Genomic DNA, 19478 nt, shown 5'->3' on the forward strand with positions numbered 1-19478 from the left:
ACCCCCGCACTTCGTGGGATCTAGCGGGTGGTCGGGGCTCCGGGGACCGAGACGTCGTACACCTGGGCCTTGCGGTCGAGCAGCTCGAGCAGCACCGCGGCCTTGTCGTCGGCCTGGTCCGCACTCCCCCAGCGCACCAGGCGGCCGTCGCGCAGGTGGAGCAGGATCTCGTCGACGGTCTGCACCTCGACGAAGTCGACGAGCTCGGTGACCTGGGGGTCGAGCGCGGCGACGACGTGGGCGCCCTCGACCAGCGCGTCGCCGGAGGCACCGGGCCCGATCTTGACCCGCGGCAGTCCGGCCGGGGCCTTGGCCAGCTGCCCGAAGGCGACGCCGCCGGCGTCGAGGTTGGTGAGCCGGTCGCCCCGGTCGAGGACGGCGATCGGGGTGCGCTCGACGACCACGATGCGCACCTGGTGGGGCCACTTGCGCGAGACGTCCACGCTCTTGACCGTGGCCAGGGCCTTGACCCGCAGCTCGATCGCCTGGAGGTCGACGGTCGCGAGCGGTCCCCCGGTGGGTACGTCGGCGACGGCGAGGACCTGCTTGTCGCTGAGCTGGGCGTTGCCGACCAGGTCGACCCCCTCGGTACGCAGCCACGAGGAGAAGTAGAGGGCGTAGACGCCGAACCCGATCGCGCCGACGAGCACGAAGGCGGCGAGCAGGTAGCGCCAGGTCAGCCAGCGCCGGGCGCGCTGGCGCCGGGCGAAGGCCTTGCGGGTGCGCTCGAGGGTGTCGGCGGCCCCGCCGCGCGGCCGCTTCTCGCGGGCCTTGCCCCTAGCCATCGCCCCGCTCCGCGAGGGCAGCGACCAGGGCGGGCGCGATCGTGGTGACATCGCCCGCGCCGAGGGTGAGCACGAGGTCGCCGGGGCGGGCGATGCCCCCCAGCACCTCCAGTACGGCGGACCGGTCGGCCACGAAGCGCACCTGCTCCGCCGGCAGCGGCACCGCGGCGGCCACCAGCGCACCGGTCACCGCGGGGTCGGGGTCCTCGCGGGCGACGTAGACGTCGAGCAGCACGACCTCGTCGGCCGCGCCGAGCTCGTGCCCCATCTCGGCACCGAAGATCCGGGTGCGCGAGACCAGGTGCGGCTGGAAGCAGACGACCAGGCGGCCCTCGTCACCCACCAGCGAGCGGGCGGCCTCGAGGTCGCCGCGGATCTCGCTGGGGTGGTGGGCGTAGGAGTCGTAGACCCGGACCCCGGCCGCGGTGCCGACGTGCTCCATGCGGCGCTTGGCACCGCGGTGCCGGGCCAGGCCGCGGACCAGGTCGGCCGGCTCGGCCCCGAGGTCGAGACCGACGGCGAGCGCGAGAAGCGCGTCCTGGGCGTAGTGGCGCCCGGGCACGCCGAGCTCGACCCGGCCCAGGTCGACGTCGCCGACCTCGACCCGGAAGGTCGTCGTACCGCCGGACATCACGAGCTCGCTGCCGCGCACGGCGGCACCCTCGGCGAAGCCGGCGCCGGCCACGCCGGTCCCGTCGACGACCAGGGCGGCGGCGCCGGCGTCGTCGGTGTTGACGACCGCGCCGGCGGAGGCGCCCTCGACGAAGCGGGCGAAGGCATCGGCGTAGGCCTCGGGCGTGCCCCAGTGGTCGAGGTGGTCGGCGTCGACGTTGGTGACGACGGCGATCTCGGGGGTGTAGACGAGGAAGGCGCCGTCGGACTCGTCGGCCTCGACGACGGCGACGTCGCCGGTGCCGAGCCGGGCGTTGGTGCCCAGGCTCGCGACCTCGGCGCCGATGGCGAAGGTCGGGTCGAGCCCGGCCTCCTGGAGCGCGACGGTGAGCATCGCGGTGGTCGTGGTCTTGCCGTGGGTGCCGCCGACGGCGACGACGCGGCGTCCGAGCAGCACCGACTGCAGGCCGGCCGAGCGCGGCCACAGGCGCAGTCCCCGCGCGAGCGCGGCGACGATCTCGGGGTTGTCCTCGCGGGCGGCCGTGGTGGCGATGACCGTGTCGACGCCGTCGAGGTAGGCGGCGTCGTGGCCGAGGTGGACGGTGATCCCCTCGGAGCGCAGCGCCGCGACGACCGCGGAGTCGTGGGCGTCGCTGCCGCTGACCGCGACGCCGGACTGGTGCATCAACCGGGCGATGGCCGAGAGACCCGCGCCGCCGATGCCGACGAGGTGGACCCGGCCGAGCCGGTCGGCGGGAAGGATCTCGTCGGGGACCGGGATCTTCACCGGCGCGCTCCGGCGGCGACGTCCCGAATGATCCGGGCGAGCTGGTCGTCGGCGTCGCGCGGGACCAGCTCGGAGGCGGCGGCGCCCATCCGGGCCAGGCGCTCGGCGTCGCGGACCAGCGCGGGGACGGTGTCGGCGACGTAGTCGGCGCTGAACGAGGCGTCCTCGACCAGCAGCGCTCCCCCGGCCTCGACGACCGGGCGGGCGTTGAGCGCCTGCTCGCCGTTGCCGATGGGCAGCGGCACGAAGATCGCCGGTACGCCGCTCGACGCGGCCTCGACCACGCTGGAGGCGCCGGAGCGGCAGACCATGAGGTCGGCGGCGGCCAGGGCGTAGTCCATCCGCTCGACGAACGGCAGCACGACGTAGGGGACGCCGGTCGCGACGGGCGCGGACCAGCTCGGGTCGCTGGCGCCGTTGGGACCGATCACGTGGAGCACCTGGACCCCGGCCGAGCCGAGCGCCGCGGCGGCGCCGCTGATCGCCTGGTTGAGCCGGCGCGCGCCCTGGGAGCCGCCGGTCACCACGAGCGTGGGCAGCTCGGGGTCGAGGCCGAAGAACGCCCGCGCCTCACCGCGCAGGGCGGCCCGGTCGAGGGTGCTGATCATCCGGCGCACGGGCAGACCGACGTACTCGGCCTTCTTCAGGGGCGTGTCGGGGAAGCTCACCGCGACCCGGGTCGCGATCCGGGCGCCGAACTTGTTGGCGATGCCGGGCAGCGCGTTCTGCTCGTGCACGACCAGGGGCAGCTTGCGCCGGCGCGCGGCGAGGTAGGCCGGCATCGACACGTAGCCGCCGTAGCCGACGATCACGTCGGGCCGGACGTCGTCGACGACGTCGAGGGCCGCCTTGACCGCGGCGCGCAGCCGCTGGGGCACCAGGGCGAGGTCCTTGCCGGGCTTGCGCGGCAGCGGCACCGGCGGCACCAGCCGCAGCGGGTACCCGGCCGCGGGCACGACCTTGTTCTCCAGGCCCCGGGGCGTGCCCAGGCAGGTGATCTCGACGTCGGGGTCGAGTCGGCGCAGCGCGTCGGCGGTCGCGAGCAGCGGCGAGGTGTGCCCCGCCGTCCCCCCACCGGCCAGAAGAATCCTCACGGGGAGAACCTATCCGCGCGCCGACAGACCGGCCGACCGGGCCCGCCGCCGTTGCGCCAGCGCGCGCGCCGCCGCGGGTTCGCGCCGGGCGAAGCCGATCACCAGGCCCAGCGCGGCCAGGGTCGGCAGCAGGCTCGAGCCGCCGTAGGAGACCAGGGGCAGGGGGATGCCGATGACGGGGAGCATGGCGAGCACCATGCCGACGTTGATCATCATCTGGCCGATCAGCCAGACCATGATCCCGAAGGTGCAGTAGCGCACGAACGGCTGCGTGGTCTCGCGCGCGACCCGCAGGCCGGCGTACGCGATGACCAGGAAGAGCCCGATCACCAGCAGCGTGCCGACCAGGCCGAGCTCCTCGCCGAGGACGGCGAAGATGAAGTCGGTGTGGGCCTCGGGCAGCGAGCCCCACTTCTGCTGGCTGGCGCCGATGCCCTCGCCGAAGATGCCCCCGCTGGACATCGCGTAGAGACCGTGGGCCGGCTGCCAGCCCGTCGAGTGGTAGATGTCCTCGCGCAGGGGGTTGGTGAAGCTCGAGATGCGCGCCATGCGGACCGGGTTGGTCGCGGCCAGCGCCAGCGCGAGGACGCTGACCACGAGGAAGCTCATCACGAACAGCCGCGCCGGGGCGCCGACCACCCAGAGCATCGCGACGAGCAGAGCGAAGAAGATGAGCGCCGTACCGAGGTCGCGGCCGATCACGACCAGGCCGGTGGCCAGGATCATCCCGGGCACCACCGGCACCAGCATCTGGTGCAGGTTGCCGAGGCGGCGTTCCTTGTTGGCGTAGATGTGGCTGGCCCAGATGACCAGGGAGAGCTTGGCGATCTCGGAGGGCTGGATCTGCACCGGGCCCAGGGCGAGCCAGTTGGTGTTGCCGTTGACCTCGACGCCGACGAGCGCGGTCAGGCCGAGCAGGATCAACGAGATCGAGAACGCCGGGTAGGCCAGCCCGCGCACCCACTTGATCGAGACCCGGGAGGCGATGAACGCGCACGGGATGCCGAGCGCGACCCACATCACCTGGCGCTTGACGATCGTGTACGAGTCCCCCGTCGCCCGGTACGACGACACGCTCGACGCGCTGAGCACCATGATCAGGCCGATGGTGAGCAGCAGGGCGGTGGCGCCGAGGAGCAGGTAGTACGTCGTCAGCGGCCGGTCGAGCGCGTCCTTGAGCGTGCGGGTCCACCCGGTGCGGGTGCTGCTGGAGCGGACCTCGCGCAGCGTGCGGAGCGAGGGCAGCCGGCTCAGCCGCGGGCGCGGCACGCGGCGCAGGAGACCAGAGAGACCCGGCCGGGTGCGCTCGGGGTTCGCAGTGGTGATGACGACCCCCTCGCTCCCGTTCCGGTCCTGCTCAGCTCGTGCCGACGTGCTCCCGTACCGCGGTGGCGAAGGCATCGCCTCGTGCGGCGTAGTCGGTGAACTGGTCCATCGAGGCGCATCCCGGCGCCAGCAGCACGGTGTCGCCCGGCTGGGCGGCCTCGGCCGCGGTCGCCACGACCCGTCTCATGAGGTCGTCACCGACTGCCCCACCAGTCTCAGGGGTCTCGACCTGGAACACCGGCACATCGGGTGCGTGTCGCGAAAGCGCGTCGGCGATCACCTGGCGGTCGCGGCCGATGAGGACCACGGCCCGCAGCCGGTCCCCCACGCTGCTCACGAGGTCGTCGAAGTGCGCCCCCTTGGCCAGTCCCCCGGCGACCCACACGACCGGTGCGAACGCCGCCAGCGACGAGGCCGCCGCGTGGGGGTTGGTCGCCTTGGAGTCGTCGACCCAGGTGATCGCGTCGTGCTCGGCGACGACCGCGATCCGGTGGCCGTCGGGACGGAAGGCGCGCAGCCCGTCGCGCACCGCGGCCTGGCTGATGCCGTGGGCCCGGGCGAGCGCCGCCGCGGCGAGCGCGTTGGCGACGAAGTGGGGGGCGGTCGAGGCCAGGTCGTCGAGGGTGCACAGCTCGGCCGCGCTCGATTCGCGCTGCTCGATGAAGGCGCGGTCGACGAGGATGTCCTCGACCACGCCGAGCATGCCGACGGCGGGCATCCCGAGGGTGAACCCGATCGCCCGGGCACCCTCGACCACGTCGGCCTCGCGGACCAGGTCCTCGGTCACCGCGTCGGCGACGTTGTAGACGCAGGCGCGCTCGACGTTCTGGTAGATCCGGCCCTTGTCGCGGGCGTAGTCGTCCATCCCGGCCGGGCCGTCGTACCAGTCGAGGTGGTCCTCGGCGACGTTGAGGACGACGGCGCTCTCGGCCGCCATCGAGTCGGTGTAGTGGAGCTGGAAGCTCGACAGCTCGACTGCGATGACGTCGTAGGGCTCGGGGTCCATGACCGCCTCGGTCAGCGGCAGTCCGACGTTGCCGGCCGCGACGCTGCGCAGGCCCGCGGCGCGCAGGATGCTGTCGAGCATCTGCACGGTCGTGGTCTTGCCGTTGGTGCCGGTGATGCACAGCCACGGGGCGGGCTGGTCGGGGTCGCGCAGGCGCCAGGCCAGCTCGACCTCCCCCCACACCGGTACGCCGCGCTCGCGCGCCGCCACGATGATCGGGGCGTCGGGCCGGAAGCCCGGCGAGACGACGAGCAGGTCGGCCTCCTCGGGCAGCGCCGCGGTCGCCCCCTCGTGGATGTCGATGGTCGCGCCGAGCACCTCGAGCAGCTCGGCACGCTCGAGGATCCGCGGGTGCGCGCTCTCGGCGACCGCGTGGACGCTCGCGCCGAGGTGGAGCAGGTTGTCGACCGCGGCCGCGCCGCTGGTGCCGAAGCCGGCGACGACCGCCCGCACGCCCTCCCAGGAGTCCTTGCGCCCGAGCGTGGAGACGTCGGTCGTCACAGTCGCGACACCCACTCGGCGTAGAAGATCCCGAGGCCGGTGGCGACGAAGAGGCCGGTGATGATCCAGAACCGGATCACCACGGTGACCTGCTCCCACCCGAGCATCTCGAAGTGGTGGTGGATCGGCGCCATCCGGAAGATCCGCCGGCCCTTGGTGAGCTTGAAGAAGCCGACCTGCATCATCACCGAGACCGTCTCGAGGACGAACAGGCCGCCCAGGATGACCAGCAGCAGCTCGGTCCGGGTCAGGATCGCGAAGCCGGCCAGGGCGCTGCCGAGCGCCAGCGAGCCGGTGTCGCCCATGAAGATCTTGGCCGGTGAGGCGTTCCACCACAGGAAGCCGAAGCAGGCCCCGGTGATCGCCGCGGCGATGATCGCCAGGTCGAGCGGGTCGCGCACGTTGTAGCAGCTGGCGCTGGGCTGCTCCTGGCAGAACTGGTTGCTCTGCCAGATGTTCACCAGCGTGTAGGCGCCGAAGACCATCACCGAGGCGCCGGCCGCGAGGCCGTCGAGCCCGTCGGTGAGGTTGACCGCGTTGCTGAAGCCCGCGACGAAGAGCCAGATCAGCAGGATCGCCAGGATCGTGGGCAGCACGAACCAGTCGAGCTCGCGCAGGAACGAGACCTTCTCGCTGGCCGGCGTGCGGCCGTGGGAGTCCTCGAGCCAGGGCGAGAGCGCCAACCAGCCGAAGACCAGCGCGATCACGGTCTGCCCGGCCATCTTGGCCTTGCTGCGCAGACCGAGGCTGCGCTGCTTGTAGATCTTGATGAAGTCGTCGAGGAAGCCGACCAGGCCCATCCCGACGAACAGGAAGAGCAGCAGCAGCGCCGAGGCGCTGGGCGTGGTCATCGTGATCAGCTTGGCCAGGAAGTAGCCGACCACCGCCGCCAGGATGATCACGACGCCGCCCATGGTGGGCGTGCCGCGCTTGGTGTGGTGGCTGGTCGGTCCGTCGTCGCGGATCTCCTGGCCGTAGCCCAGCTTGGTGAACGCGTTGATCGCCACCCGGGTGCCGAGCAGCGAGATCAGCAGGGCGATGCCACCGCCGAGCAGGATCGCTCTCACGCCGTCGTCTCCTCCAGGATCGCCTGTGCCACCACTTCCAAGGCGACGCCGCGCGACGCCTTGACGAGGACGACGTCCTCCGGACCGGCATTCTGCCGCACCCAGGCCTCGGCTTCGTCCCGCCCCGCCGTGACGATCACCTCACCGGTGCCTCCGGAGGCTCCGTCGGCGATGCCGCGGGCCGCTTCGGTGACGACCACCACGACGTCGACGCCGAGCTCGGCGGCCGTCGTACCGACGGCGCGGTGGGCGGCGTCGTGCTCGTCGCCGAGCTCGCGCATCTCGCCCAGCACCGCGACCGTACGGCGCGGACGGCTCGTGTCCCCGCGCCCGATCGCGACCAGCGCCTCGAGCGCGGCGCGCATGGAGTCGGGGTTGGCGTTGTAGGCGTCGTTGACCAGCACCAGCCCGTCGGCGCGCTCGGTGACCTCCATCCGCCAGCGCGAGGCGGCGTCGGCCTCGCCCAGCGCCGCGGCGACGTCGGCGAGCGGCAGCCCCGCGGCGAGCGCCATCGCGGCGGCCGCGGCGGCGTTGGGGACCTGGTGCAGCCCGCTCTGGCGCAGCTGCACGGGGTGGGACTCGCCGTCGTGGACCAGCACGAAGCCGGGCCGGCCGCGCTCGTCGAGGCGGACGTCGTGCCAGCGCACGTCTCCGGACGTGCCGAAGGTGATCACCGCGGCTCCGGTCCGCGCCGCCATCGGCGCGACCAGCGGGTCGTCGGCGTTGAGCACGGCGGTCCCGCCGGCGGGCAGCGCCTCGACGATCTCGCCCTTGGCCCGGGCGATCTGGTCGCGTCCGCCGAACTCGCCGACGTGGGCGGTGCCGACGTTGAGCACCGCGGCGATGTGCGGCGGCGCGATCTCGCACAGGTAGGAGATGTGGCCCACGCCGCGCGCGCCCATCTCGACCACGAGGTGCCGGGTCCCGGCGTCGGCGTGCAGCACGGTCAGGGGGACGCCGAGCTCGTTGTTGTGGTTGGCCGTGGTCGCCACGACGCTCCCGGCGCCGCCGAGCGTGCGCAGCACCGCGGCGAGGTAGTCCTTGGTGCCGGTCTTGCCCTGGGAGCCGGTCATCGCCAGCACGACGGGGTCGAGCCGGTCGAGCACGTGGCGGGCGAGCACCCCCAGCGCGACCACGGGGTCGGCGACGACGACGGTGGGCGCGGTCGTGGGCCGGCTGCCGAGCACGGCGTGCGCGCCGTCGGCGTAGGCATGGCCGTCGACCCGCTCCCCCACGACGGCGACGAAGAGGCCGTCGGCGACCGGCGCCCGGCTGTCGAGGTAGGCCGGACCGGCGACCGTGACGTCCTCGCCGTGGAGGGTTCCGCCGGTGACGGCCGCGATCTCGGAGAGCCGCAGCGGGATCATCGCGCGCCGCCCGCGAGCTCGGCGAGCACCTCGCGCACGACCTCGCGGTCGTCGAACGGGTGCACCACGCCGGCGACCTCCTGGCCGGTCTCGTGGCCCTTGCCGGCGACCAGGACGACGTCGCCGTCGCCCGCCAGCGCGAGCGCCTCGCCGATCGCCGTACGGCGGTCGCCGATCTCGCGGACCTCGGCGGTGCCGGTGCGGGCACCGGCCAGCACCTCGGCCCGGATCGCGACGGGGTCCTCGGTGCGCGGGTTGTCGTCGGTGACGACGACGAGGTCGGCCAGCTCGGCCGCGATCGCCCCCATCACCGGGCGCTTGCCGCGGTCGCGGTCTCCCCCTGCACCGATCACGACGATCAGCCTGCCACGGGTGACCGGGCGCAGCGTGCGCAGGACGGCGTCGACCGCGTCGGGCTTGTGGGCGTAGTCGACGACCACCGTCAGGTCGCGGTCGGTGGGGATCCGCTCGAGGCGCCCGGGGACGCCGCCGGAGCGGGCGATCCCGTCGGCGACCGCCTGCGGGTCGAAGCCGGCCTCGGCCGCCGCGGCGATCGCGGCGAGCGCGTTGGCGACGTTGAACTCACCGGCGAGCGGCACCCGTCCGGGCACGCGGACCCCGCCGGGGCCGTGCACGACGAAGGAGGACCCGTCGGGGCCGAGCACGACCTCGCGCACGGTCCAGTCGGCGGCGCGGTCGTCGCCGACGGCGTAGGTACGGATCGGGACCGACGCCTCGGTCACCAGCCGGCGGCCGTGCTCGTCGTCGACGCAGACCAGCCCGATACGCGCGTGCGCGGGGGTGAAGAGCGTCGCCTTGGCCTGGAAGTAGTCCTCGACGTCGGCGTGGAAGTCGAGGTGGTCACGGCCCAGGTTGGTGAAGACGGCCACGTCGAAGACGACCCCGTCGACCCGGCCCATCACCAGCGCGTGGCTGGAGACCTCCATCGCGCAGGCGCTCACGTCGAGCTCGCGCATCCGGGCGAAGAGAGCGTGCAGGTCGGGCGCCTCGGGCGTGGTGAGGGAGGTCTTGACCTCCTCGCCGGCGATCCGGGTGCCGACCGTGCCGATCGCGGCGCTGCGGACGCCGGCCGCGAGCAGCCCGCCGTCGAGCAGCCGGGTCACGGTGGTCTTGCCCTGGGTGCCGGTCACGCCGATGGTGCGCAGCGCGGCGGCCGGGTGGCCGTAGACCGACGCCGCGGTCTCCCCCAGCACCGCACGGGGGTGGGCCACGACGAGCGCGGGCAGGCCCGAGTCACGCGCCAGCGCGGCTCCCTCGGCATCGGTGAGGATCGCGACCGCGCCCGACTCGGCCGCCTGGACGGCGAAGCGCGCGCCGTGGGCGCGGGCGCCGGCCAGGCCGGCGTACAGGTCGCCGGGGCGGACCCGGCGCGAGTCGAGGGTGATCCCGGTGACGGCGACGTCCGGGTAGGCCCCCGCCAGGCCCAGCGCCCGGGCCACGTCCACCAGGGGCGTGGCGGGCGGGTGCGCGGGGCGCGCGGCGAGGGTGGGGTCCGGGGCACTCACCACGTCACCGGCGTCTGGTTGGGCTTGGCCCCGGTCGGCGCCACGCCGTAGCGGCGCAGCGTGTAGCTCATCAGCTCGGCGAAGGCCGGGCCCGCGGTGCTGCCACCGCCGCTGCCCGCGCGCGGCTTGTGCACCACGATGTAGACGGTGAAGCGGGGCTCGTCGGCCGGCGCGAAGCCGGCGAAGGAGACGGTGGTCGAGCCGTCGTACCCGCGGCCGTCGTCGCCGACGCGCTGGGCGGTTCCGGTCTTGCCCGCGACCCGGTAGCCGGGGATCGCCGCCTTGGGGGCGACGCCGGCGTCGGGGTCGACCACGCGCTCCATCATGAGCATCGTCTCGTGCGCGGCCTTCTCGCTGATCACCCGGCGGGTGGTCGCGTTGTCGGTGCCGACGCTCGCGCCACCGTCGGTGGTCGCCGAGCCGCGCACCAGGCTGGGGTCGATCCGCACGCCGCCGTTGGCGATCGTGTTGACCGCGGCCGCCATCTGCAGGGCGTTGACCGAGAGCGACTGGCCGAAGGCGATGCGGTCGCCGACCTGGGAGGTCCACGCCGCACCCTGGGGCAGGAGGCCGTTGGTCTCGCCGGCGAGGCCGACGCCGGTGCGGCTACCGAGCCCGAAGCGCTGGAGGTACTGGCGCAGCTGGCCGTTCTTGAACTGGTCGGCAGCGAGCACGGTGCCGATGTTGGAGGACTTGGCCAGGATGCCGGCCAGGGTCAGCTTGAGCGTGGGGTGGTCCCAGTAGTCGCCGATCGGCTTGTCCTGGCGGAAGAGCTTGGGCGGGACCTTGAACTTCTGGTCCTTGTAGGCGAGCCCGGCGTCGATGAGGGCGCTCATGGTGAGCACCTTCTCGACCGAGCCCGGCTCGTAGACGTCGGTCAGCGCGGCCGACTTGTAGAGCTCCTTGTCGCCGGCGTTGCGATAGGGGTCCGACGCGTCGTACGTCGGGTAGTCGGCCAGCGCCAGCACCTCACCGGTGCGGCTGTCCATGACCACGGCGATGCCCGACTCGCCGCCCGCCCCGACGACGGTCTTCTGCAGCACCCGCTGGGTGTAGAACTGCAGGTCGCTGTCGATCGTCAGCCGCAGCAGCTTGCCGTCGACCGCCGGGGTGATCGTGTTGTCGCCGAGCGGGATCTGGTTGCCGGCGCCGCGGGTGAAGCGAGCCTTGCCGTCCTTGCCCGAGAGGTACTTGTTGAACGAGGCCTCGAGCCCGGCGAGCGGCTGGGCAGCGCCCTTGTTGGTCGGCGTCCCGAGGAACCCGAGCAGGTTGGCCGCGACCGAGCGGCTCGGGTAGACCCGCAGCGGGTCGCGGCGTACGGACAGACCGGAGAACGGGTTGCCCTTGTCGTCCTTGAACTGCTCGCGGATCTCGTCGACGACCTGCTCGGCCTTGCTCGCCGGGACCTGGCGGGCGAGGTACTCGAACCGGCTGCCCTCGGCGCGCAGCCGCTTGAGCGCCTCGAAGTAGTCGATGCCCAGCCTGTCGGCCAGGATCGTGGCCAGCTCGGGGGCGACCTTGCTGGTCACCTTGGGGTCGGCGACGATCATCCGCCCGTCGACGCTCTCGGCGAGCGGACGGCCCTTGCGGTCGACGATCTCGCCGCGGGTCGCCGGGAGCACCACGTTGGTGGTGCCCTCGGCGGCGGCCATCTGGGCGTACGAGCGCGGGTCGACGCCCTGGAGCTGGACCAGGCGCGCGGCGAACACCGAGAGCACCATCGCGATGATCAGGAACCCGATCTGCATCCGGCGGTGCGGCGAGCCGCGCCGGACCTCACCGGTACGGCGCAGGAGACGGCTGGTCTTCGGTCGGCTCAACGGTCGCTCTCTGGTCGCTCTCGGTCACTCTCGGGTCGCGGAAGGCGGGGACCACCAACTTACGGCGAGACGGTCAGCGATCGCGGTTGGGCGCGCCGTTCGCGGGCGTCTCGGCCGTGCCGGTCCGCACCGTCACCTGCTTGGGGTCCAGCGAGGCGGGCTTGCGCGGCCCGGGCATCCGCAGCGGGAGCCGGTCGGCACCGCTGGCCGGGGTCGGCTTGCCCGTGATCCGGCCCGAGCCGAGGTGCAGCACCCCGGCCGGCGTGGACGGGATCACCATGCCGAGCTTCTCGGCGGCCGCGGCCACCCGCTCCTGGTTGTCGAGGGTCTGCAGGTCCATCTCCAGGGCCTCCTGCTGGACGCCGAGGTCGGTGGCCTGCCGCTCCAGCGCGGTCTCGCGGAACGAGGCCTGCTGCATCGAGGTGTTGAAGAGGAGCAGCCCGATCACGCCGGCCAGCAGGATCACGCTGACGAAGGCGACGAAGGGCATCCGGGGCGCGCGCGAGCGGCGCCGCGGCACCACGCTGAGCCGGGCGCGCTGGAGCGCGGCCTGGGCCAGCCGCGGTGCGACGTGCGGGAGCCGGTTCCTGGGCTGTGGTGCGGTGCTCGACATCAGTGGGTCCCCCTGCCGATCGATGCGTTGCTCGGACGGATGCGCTCGACGGCGCGAAGTCGGACGGAGGCGGCCCGAGGGTTCTCCTCGATCTCCTCCTCGTTGGCCTGCTCGGCCCCCCGGGTGACGAGCCGGTACGACGGCTCGGCCCCCTCGGGCACGAACGGCAGGTCGTCGGGGACGTCGAGCCGGGTGGCGGCGGCGAACGTCCGCTTGACCAGCCGGTCCTCGAGCGAGTGGTAGGACTCGACGACCACCCGGCCGCCGACCCCGATCGCCTCGACCGCGGCGGGCATCGCGCGCTGCAGCACCCGCAGCTCGTCGTTGACCTCCATCCGCAGCGCCTGGAAGGTGCGCTTGGCCGGGTGCCCGCCGGTGCGGCGCGCGGGGGCCGGGATGGCGTCGTACAGGAGGGCGACCAGGCGCCCGGAGCTGGTGAACGGCTCCTTCTCCCGCTCCCGCACGACGGCGTCGGCGATCCGGCGCGCCATCTTCTCCTCGCCGTACTCCTTGAGGATGCGGGTGAGCTCGGCGGCGCTGTAGGTGTTGAGCACGTCGGCCGCGGTCGGCCCGGTGCTCCCCATCCGCATGTCGAGCGGCGCGTCCACGGCGTACGCGAAGCCGCGCTCGGGCAGGTCGAGCTGCATCGAGGAGACGCCGAGGTCGAACAGCACGGCGTCGACCTCGCTCAGCCCCTGGCCGGCGATCACGTCGGCGATCTCGTCGTACACGGCCTGGACGCCGGTGAACCGCTCACCGAACGGCGCGAGCCGCTCCCGGCTCATCGCCAGCGCCTGCGGGTCGCGGTCGATACCGATCACGCGCGCCTGCGGCAGCCGCTGCAGGACCGCCTCGGTGTGCCCACCGAGACCGAGCGTGCAGTCGACGAGCACGGCGCCCTCACGCTCGAGCGCGGGCGCCAGCAGGGCGACGACCCGGTCCAGCAGGACGGGGACGTGGCGGGGGCTGCTCATGTCAGCGCCCGGCGAGGTGGGTGAGGAGGAACAGGCACGCGCACCCGACGGAGACCGCCGCGGAGAACGCCATCAACGTGAGGGCGTCCCGCGCCAGCTCGCGCACACGAGGCTCGCCGGAGGAGACCTCCGGCGGAAGCGTGCGTACGACCCTCATGATTTCGACCCCTCGACCCTGGGAAATGGAACGGATCCGCAGAGCCAGGTCCCTGCCCGCTCCCGCGCCGGCGTTGTTCGGGTGCCGTCTGGTGCCGGGGAAGGTGCCCCAGAAGGCGGGATGCTCGGGTGCTGCCCCGCCTGTGGCCGGGGAAGGTGTCACAGGAGGTGTGGCACCGGAGCTGTCGGGAGCGGGAGCGGGCTGAGACCTCGTCCTGCGGATCCGCTGTTCTGTTGTCAGTGCTGCTGCTGGTGGCCGGGCGTCCCGGCCGGGGCGGTGACTAGTCGTCGTCCTCGTCGAGGTCGGCGAACTCCTCCAGCGCCTCGAGCTGGAACTCGCGCCACGCGGCCGGGTTCCAGATCTCCAGGCGGTCCCGGACCCCGATCACGACCACGTCGCGCTCGAGTCCGGCGTACTCCCGGAGGTGGGCCGGGATACCGACCCGGCCCTGCTTGTCAGGGGTGCTCTCGTCGCCACCGGCGAAGAGGACCCGTGCGTAGCGCCGGGCGGCGCGGTTGGTCATCGGCCGGGCGGCTGCCCGCTCGGCCTCGTCGGCGAAGACATCGGTCGGCCAGACGACGAGGCACTTGTCCTGTCCCTGTGTGACCACGAGGCCCTCCGCCAGTCGATCCCTGAACTTCGCCGGGAGGAAGAGGCGGCCCTTGTCGTCGAGCTTCGGGGTGTAGGTGCCCATGAAGAGCATCGGGCACCCCCCAGCCGGTCGACGTGGATCACCTTTCCTCCACTTTCCCCCACAGTACTCCACTTTCCTCCACCGTCAACCACCGAACACCCCGTTTCGGCGGTCGTTTCGCTCCCCCGCGCCCGAAAACCCGCAGGTCAGACGTCTGAACGCGCTGGTGGAGCGGGGTGGAGGAGGAGTGGAGCGCCAGTGGGGAGAAATGCCGCCCGGGCGTGGCGCGCGCCCCACCCCACCCCACGAGGTGCGCGGGTCGCTGGGACGAGGTGCGGGAGCTGCTGCGGCGAGGGACGGCGGTTGCCTCCGCAACCCGCGCACGTCGGACCAGCAACCCCCGCACTTCGCCCCGGCACCCGCGAGGTAGGTGACAGCAGCCCCCGAGTTGGGCACGCTGATCTAGGGTTTGCTCCACCCCGGCACCACCGCCGGGAAGCCCGTAGCCGCAGGAGAAGGATGAGTTCCGTGGAGTCGTCGACCAGCGCCCCTGCCCCGGTACCGACCGGGAGCACCGACGTCGACACGGTCGCGCGCGTCGCCGGCCGCATCCAGGCGAACGTCGAGAAGGTCATCGAGGGCAAGAGCGACGTGGTGGCCGCGGCGATCGTCGTCCTGCTCGCCGAGGGTCACCTGCTGCTCGAGGACGTGCCCGGCGTCGGCAAGACGATGCTGAGCAAGGCGCTGGCGCGCAGCGTCGACTCGACGGTGCGGCGCATCCAGTTCACGCCGGACCTGCTGCCCTCCGACATCACGGGCGTCTCGGTGTTCAACCAGTCGACTCGGGAGTTCGAGTTCCGGCCGGGCGGCGTGTTCGCCAACGTGGTGATCGGCGACGAGATCAACCGGGCCTCGCCCAAGACCCAGTCGGCGCTGCTGGAGTGCATGGCCGAGCGCCAGGTGACCGTCGACAACGTGACCTACCACCTCGACACGCCGTTCATGGTGATCGCGACCCAGAACCCGGTCGAGATGGAGGGCACCTACCCGCTGCCCGAGGCCCAGCGCGACCGCTTCATGGCGCGCGTGTCGATCGGGTACCCGGTGCCGGCGGCCGAGATCGCGATGCTGGCCAACCACGGCGCCGTCAGCCCGCTCGACGACCTGGAGCCGGTCACCGACAGCGCCGAGATCCGCAAGCTGTGCGGGATCGTCGCGCAGGTGCACGTCGCCGACGCCGTCCAGCGGTACGCCGTCGCGCTGACCTCCGCGACCCGGTCCAGCCCCGAGCTGGTGCTGGGCGCCTCGCCGCGCGCCACGCTCCACCTGGTCCGCGCCGCCAAGGCGCGCGCGGCGCTGCACCACCGTGACTACGTGATCCCCGACGACCTGCGGGCGCTGGTCCAGCCGGTCCTCGCCCACCGCCTCCTGCCCAGCGCCGAGGCCGCCGTGGGTGGTCGCAGCCTGGCCGGCATCCTGGACGGGATCGCCGCCCAGGTGCCGGTACCCGATCCTTCCGCGTGAGGGGAGGTCCCGGTCCGTGCGCCGTGCCCTGTCGTCCCTGACGCTCCGCGGCCGCGCGTTCGTCGCGGCGGGGATCACCGCGATCCTGTGCGCGGTCGTCTTCGGCCAGCCGGCGCTGACCCGGGTGGGCGTGCTGATCGCGACGCTGCCGCTGCTGGCCGCGCTGGTGGTCTCGCGCCGCAAGCACGACCCCACGGTCAGCCGGACCGTCTGGCCACGGCTCCTGCGCGCGGGTGAGTCCGCACGGATCGACCTGACGATCGCCAGCGAGCGCAAGCGCTCCGACGGCGCCCTCCTCATCGAGGACACGCTCCCCTACGCGCTCGGCGGCCGGGCCCGCTTCGTGCTCCAGGGTCTGGGCGGGCAGTGGGAGCGGACCGTGTCGTACCCGGTGCGCTCCGACATCCGCGGCCGCTACGTCGTGGGCCCGCTCGTCGCGCGGCTGGTCGACCCCTTCGGCCTGGTCGAGCGGCGCCGGGCGATCGGCACGACCGCCCAGCTGACGGTCACGCCGCGCGTCGTCCCGCTGCCGTCGATCCCACTGTCGGGCGGCTGGCAGGGCGCCGGCGAGCACCGGCCGCAGGCGTTCGCATCGGGCTCGTCCGAGGACGTCAGCGTGCGCGAGTACCGCCGCGGCGACGACCTGCGCCGGGTCCACTGGCGCAGCTCGGCGCGGATCGGCGAGCTGATGGTGCGCCGCGAGGAGCAGCCCTGGGAGGCGCACGCGACGGTCCTGCTCGACAACCGCAACCTGGCCCACCGCGGCCAGGGACCCGCCTCCAGCCTGGAGGCCGCGATCATCACCGCCGCGTCCGTCGCGGTCCACCTCGAGCAGCACGGGTACGCCGTACGCCTGGCGGCGGCCGACGGCGCGGCCGCCGACGGCGCCGAGGATGCGCTGGAGCGGCTCGCCGTGCTCGACCTCAGCCACCGGGCCACGCTCGAGGTCGGCTGGTCCGGCGAGCAGGCGCGCGGCGGCGTGGTCGTCGCCGTGCTCGGAGGCTTCCTGCCCAACGACACCGCGTCGCTGCGCCGCATCCGTCACGACGCCGGGACCGCGCTCGCGCTGGTCCTCGACGTCGAGCAGTGGTCGCCGTCCCGGGTCGGCCCCGGGCCCGCCGCGGCCGCCGCTCCCCTGCTCTCGATGTCGTGGCGCGCGACCGGGCTCGGCCCGCGCGACAGCCTCGACACCGCCTGGCGCGACCTCGGCCGCTCCCCCGTCCGCGGAGGGGGCGCCCGATGAGCCCGCACCGCGGGCCGATCGGCCCCACCCTGCTGGTCAGCGTCGTCGCCGCGCTCACCGCCTGGGCGGCACTGACCTCGTGGCACGGCTTCGTCGTCGAGCGCGGCAGCTATCTCGGACCGCTCGCCGTGCTCGCCGTCCTCGTCGCCCTGCTCGGCGCCGTCCTGCGCTGGGTCGGTGCGCCGCGCTGGGTCACCGCGCTCGCCCAGGTGCTCCTCGGCACCGTCCTGGTCACCCGCGAGATCACCGGCGCCCTCCTGCCCCTGGGCGGGGCGGGCACCGAGCTGTGGCACGCGGTCGAGACCTCCCTCGACTCCGCCCGCCAGTACGCCGCCCCGATCAGCGCCAGCGTCCCGCCGGTCTGGCCGCTCCTGGTCGTGCTCGGCGCGCTGTTCATCGTGCTCGTCGACATCATCGCCTGCACCTACCACCGGGTGCCGATCGCCGGACTGGTCCTGCTCGCCGTCTACTCGGTGCCCAGCGGACTGCTCGACACCGGCCCCGGCTGGGGCAGCTTCGCCGCCGCGGCGGCCGGCTTCCTCGTGCTGCTCCACCTCGAGTCGCGCGACCACCTGCTGCGCTGGGGTCGCACCGTCGGCCCCGAGGACGACACCCTGTGGCGCCACGGCAACCCGCTGCGCGAGGCGATGCGCGCCGGCGCCGGGCGGATCGGCGTCACCGCCACCGCCCTCGCGCTCGTCGTGCCCACCTTCGTGCCGGTCCTGGCGGTCGACGTCCTCGACCTCGGGACCGGGAGCGGCGACGGCGACATCCGGATCCGCAAGCCCATCGCCGACATGCGCCGCGACCTGGAGCGCGGGCGGGACGTGCCGCTGATCCGGATCAGCACGGACGACCCGGCGCCGTCGTACCTGCGGGTGTCGGTGCTCAACCGCTACACCGGCGACGAGTGGAGCAGCGGCGACCGCGACGTGGCGAGCAATGACGTCGCCGACGGTGCGCTCCCCCGCCCCCAGGGGCTCTCCCCCGACGTACCCACGACGACCTACGACTACGACGTCTCCATCACCGACGCCTTCGACTCGACCTGGCTGCCCACCCAGTTCCCGGCCGCGGCCGTCGACGCCGAGGGCGACTGGCGCTTCGACCCCACGACGATGGACTTCCTCGCCGCCGACAACGGGCTCACCACCCAGGGCCTCGACTACACGATGACCGGGATCGACCCGGACTACGGCACCGACGGCCGCTTCTTCGGCGACCCCCAGCCCAACGACGTCCCTCCCGAGCTGCTCCGCGTGCCCGGCACCGTGCCCCCGATCGTGCGCAACCTCGCCGACAGCGTCACCGAGCCCGCCCGCGACGACTACGAGCGCGCGCTGCTGCTGCAGCGCTGGTTCCGCCAGGACGGCGGCTTCACCTACGACCTGCGCCGCGCCCCGGACGGCACCGGCAACGAGACCCTCGCGACCTTCCTGGCCCGCGACGGCCGGGTCGGCTACTGCGAGCAGTACGCCTCCGCCATGGCCGTGATGGCGCGCACCCTCGGCATCCCCGCCCGGGTCGCGGTCGGCTTCCTGGAGCCGACCGAGATCGACGCCGGCGTGTGGGAGTACAGCAGCCACGACCTCCACGCCTGGCCCGAGCTGTACTTCGCCGGCGCCGGCTGGGTCCGCTTCGAGCCGACCCCGAGCGGACGCGTCGAGGACGTTCCGGCCTACAGCCGGGTGCCGGTCGCGGGCAGCGGCGTGGACCCGACCGACCTGCCGTCGTCGAGCAGCCAGGCTCCCTCGGGCGGCACCACCACCGTCGGCCCGAACCAGCGGCCCAGCGCCAAGCCGCGGCCCGAGCGCGACACCGGGGCCGACGGCGCCGGCCAGGACCAGGGCATCCCGACGCCGGTCCTCATCGGCGGCGGGATCAGCCTCCTGGTGCTGCTGCTCGCTGCGGGCGCCCTCGGCGGGCCGCGCGCCGTACGCCGTCGCGACCGGCAGCACCGCCTCGCCTCCGGCGACCCGGACCAGGCCTGGGCCGAGCTGCGCGCCACCGCCCGCGACCTCGGCATCCCCTGGACCGACGGCCGCTCCCCGCGCGAGGTCAGCACCGTCCTCGTCGACCACCTCGCCGACCCCACCACCGACCCGGACCGGCGTCCCGAACGCCCCCGGACCGGCCCCGAGGTCGCCCCCGACGCCACCGACGCCCTCGACCGGCTCGTCCGCCGCGTCGAGCACGCCCGCTACGCGCGCCCCGGCGCCGTCGCCACCCTGGAGCGCGCCGACACCTCCCTGTCCACCGACGCCGCCCTGGTCGTCGCCTCGCTCGAGGCGGGGGTCACGCCGCGGGCGCGGCGGCGGGCAACCTGGGTGCCGCGGTCGGTGTGGCAGGCGCTGCTCCGGCGCTGAGGCTGACGCCGGTCCGGCGGCCCTACGCCGATCGGGCACGCCGGGCGGGCCGGGCCCGGCCTAGACCGGCAGCGCG

General features: G+C 73.6%; 16 protein-coding genes. 3 read left to right on the top strand and 13 right to left on the bottom strand.

Going from position 1 to position 19478, the window contains the following annotated elements:
* Positions 1–20 precede the first annotated feature (20 nt).
* The 13 genes from CCO04_RS16100 to mraZ all read right to left on the bottom strand — a co-directional run bounded on the left by CCO04_RS16100 (position 21) and on the right by mraZ (position 14329).
* Complete coding sequence (locus CCO04_RS16100; RefSeq protein ID WP_215815153.1) at positions 21–785, bottom strand: cell division protein FtsQ/DivIB; 765 nt, start codon at positions 783–785, stop codon at positions 21–23.
* On the bottom strand, positions 778–2184 hold the full coding sequence (gene murC, locus CCO04_RS16105; RefSeq protein WP_215815154.1) for a UDP-N-acetylmuramate--L-alanine ligase: 1407 nt from the start codon (positions 2182–2184) through the stop codon (positions 778–780). The genes CCO04_RS16100 and murC overlap by 8 nt, the downstream gene beginning before the upstream one ends.
* A complete protein-coding gene (murG, locus tag CCO04_RS16110; protein ID WP_215815155.1) occupies positions 2181–3278 on the bottom strand; it encodes an undecaprenyldiphospho-muramoylpentapeptide beta-N-acetylglucosaminyltransferase in 1098 nt (365 codons plus the stop codon). Before murG ends, murC begins: the two co-directional genes overlap by 4 nt.
* 9 nt (positions 3279–3287) lie before the next feature.
* The gene (gene ftsW, locus CCO04_RS16115; RefSeq protein ID WP_308281275.1) at positions 3288–4547 is read right to left on the bottom strand and encodes a putative lipid II flippase FtsW; all 1260 of its coding nucleotides are present in this window, start codon (positions 4545–4547) and stop codon (positions 3288–3290) included.
* Between the two features lie 88 nt (positions 4548–4635).
* The gene (murD, locus tag CCO04_RS16120) at positions 4636–6126 is read right to left on the bottom strand and encodes a UDP-N-acetylmuramoyl-L-alanine--D-glutamate ligase (protein ID WP_308281277.1); all 1491 of its coding nucleotides are present in this window, start codon (positions 6124–6126) and stop codon (positions 4636–4638) included.
* The gene (mraY, locus tag CCO04_RS16125; protein WP_215815157.1) at positions 6108–7178 is read right to left on the bottom strand and encodes a phospho-N-acetylmuramoyl-pentapeptide-transferase; all 1071 of its coding nucleotides are present in this window, start codon (positions 7176–7178) and stop codon (positions 6108–6110) included. The genes murD and mraY overlap by 19 nt, the downstream gene beginning before the upstream one ends.
* Entirely contained in the window at positions 7175–8545 is a 1371-nt protein-coding gene (gene murF / locus CCO04_RS16130) for a UDP-N-acetylmuramoyl-tripeptide--D-alanyl-D-alanine ligase (RefSeq protein WP_215815158.1), read from the bottom strand. Before murF ends, mraY begins: the two co-directional genes overlap by 4 nt.
* Complete coding sequence (locus tag CCO04_RS16135) at positions 8542–10014, bottom strand: UDP-N-acetylmuramoyl-L-alanyl-D-glutamate--2,6-diaminopimelate ligase (protein ID WP_252373430.1); 1473 nt, start codon at positions 10012–10014, stop codon at positions 8542–8544. The genes murF and CCO04_RS16135 overlap by 4 nt, the downstream gene beginning before the upstream one ends.
* Before the next feature lie 53 nt (positions 10015–10067).
* Positions 10068–11891: a penicillin-binding protein 2 gene (locus tag CCO04_RS16140; RefSeq protein ID WP_252373349.1), complete on the bottom strand. Its 1824-nt coding sequence runs from the start codon at positions 11889–11891 to the stop codon at positions 10068–10070.
* A 73-nt stretch (positions 11892–11964) separates the two neighbouring features.
* Complete coding sequence (locus CCO04_RS16145; RefSeq protein ID WP_215815159.1) at positions 11965–12504, bottom strand: hypothetical protein; 540 nt, start codon at positions 12502–12504, stop codon at positions 11965–11967.
* Positions 12504–13478, bottom strand: coding sequence for a 16S rRNA (cytosine(1402)-N(4))-methyltransferase RsmH (gene rsmH / locus CCO04_RS16150; RefSeq protein WP_215815160.1), 975 nt, complete (start codon positions 13476–13478; stop codon positions 12504–12506). Before rsmH ends, CCO04_RS16145 begins: the two co-directional genes overlap by 1 nt.
* A 1-nt stretch (position 13479) precedes the next feature.
* The gene (locus CCO04_RS16155) at positions 13480–13635 is read right to left on the bottom strand and encodes a hypothetical protein (RefSeq protein WP_215815161.1); all 156 of its coding nucleotides are present in this window, start codon (positions 13633–13635) and stop codon (positions 13480–13482) included.
* Between the two features lie 280 nt (positions 13636–13915).
* Positions 13916–14329, bottom strand: a complete 414-nt coding sequence (gene mraZ, locus CCO04_RS16160; RefSeq protein WP_374197009.1) for a division/cell wall cluster transcriptional repressor MraZ — start codon at positions 14327–14329, stop codon at positions 13916–13918.
* A gap of 459 nt (positions 14330–14788) precedes the next feature.
* Between mraZ and CCO04_RS16165 the strand changes: the two genes are divergently transcribed.
* From CCO04_RS16165 to CCO04_RS16175, 3 genes are read left to right on the top strand one after another with little or no spacing between them, the layout of a single operon-like run.
* The gene (locus tag CCO04_RS16165; RefSeq protein WP_215815163.1) at positions 14789–15793 is read left to right on the top strand and encodes a MoxR family ATPase; all 1005 of its coding nucleotides are present in this window, start codon (positions 14789–14791) and stop codon (positions 15791–15793) included.
* Positions 15794–15809: 16 nt separating this feature from the next.
* Positions 15810–17036: a DUF58 domain-containing protein gene (locus CCO04_RS16170; protein ID WP_215815164.1), complete on the top strand. Its 1227-nt coding sequence runs from the start codon at positions 15810–15812 to the stop codon at positions 17034–17036.
* Complete coding sequence (locus CCO04_RS16175) at positions 17033–19402, top strand: DUF3488 and transglutaminase-like domain-containing protein (RefSeq protein ID WP_215815165.1); 2370 nt, start codon at positions 17033–17035, stop codon at positions 19400–19402. The genes CCO04_RS16170 and CCO04_RS16175 overlap by 4 nt, the downstream gene beginning before the upstream one ends.
* The last annotated feature ends 76 nt before the right edge of the window (positions 19403–19478 follow it).

Source organism: Pimelobacter sp. 30-1 (genome assembly GCF_018831735.1).
Taxonomy (GTDB): Bacteria; Actinomycetota; Actinomycetes; order Propionibacteriales; family Nocardioidaceae; genus Nocardioides.

Bases quoted from the DNA above. Each gene is read 5' to 3' on its own strand.
- rsmH (WP_215815160.1), bottom strand. From the start codon at position 13,478: ATGAGCAGCCCCCGCCACGTCCCCGTCCTGCTGGACCGGGTCGTCGCC.
- CCO04_RS16175 (WP_215815165.1), top strand. From the start codon at position 17,033: ATGAGCCCGCACCGCGGGCCGATCGGCCCCACCCTGCTGGTCAGCGTC.
- CCO04_RS16165 (WP_215815163.1), top strand. From the start codon at position 14,789: ATGAGTTCCGTGGAGTCGTCGACCAGCGCCCCTGCCCCGGTACCGACC.
- CCO04_RS16100 (WP_215815153.1), bottom strand. From the start codon at position 785: ATGGCTAGGGGCAAGGCCCGCGAGAAGCGGCCGCGCGGCGGGGCCGCC.
- mraZ (WP_374197009.1), bottom strand. From the start codon at position 14,329: ATGGGCACCTACACCCCGAAGCTCGACGACAAGGGCCGCCTCTTCCTC.
- CCO04_RS16145 (WP_215815159.1), bottom strand. From the start codon at position 12,504: ATGTCGAGCACCGCACCACAGCCCAGGAACCGGCTCCCGCACGTCGCA.
- murF (WP_215815158.1), bottom strand. From the start codon at position 8,545: ATGATCCCGCTGCGGCTCTCCGAGATCGCGGCCGTCACCGGCGGAACC.
- CCO04_RS16155 (WP_215815161.1), bottom strand. From the start codon at position 13,635: ATGAGGGTCGTACGCACGCTTCCGCCGGAGGTCTCCTCCGGCGAGCCT.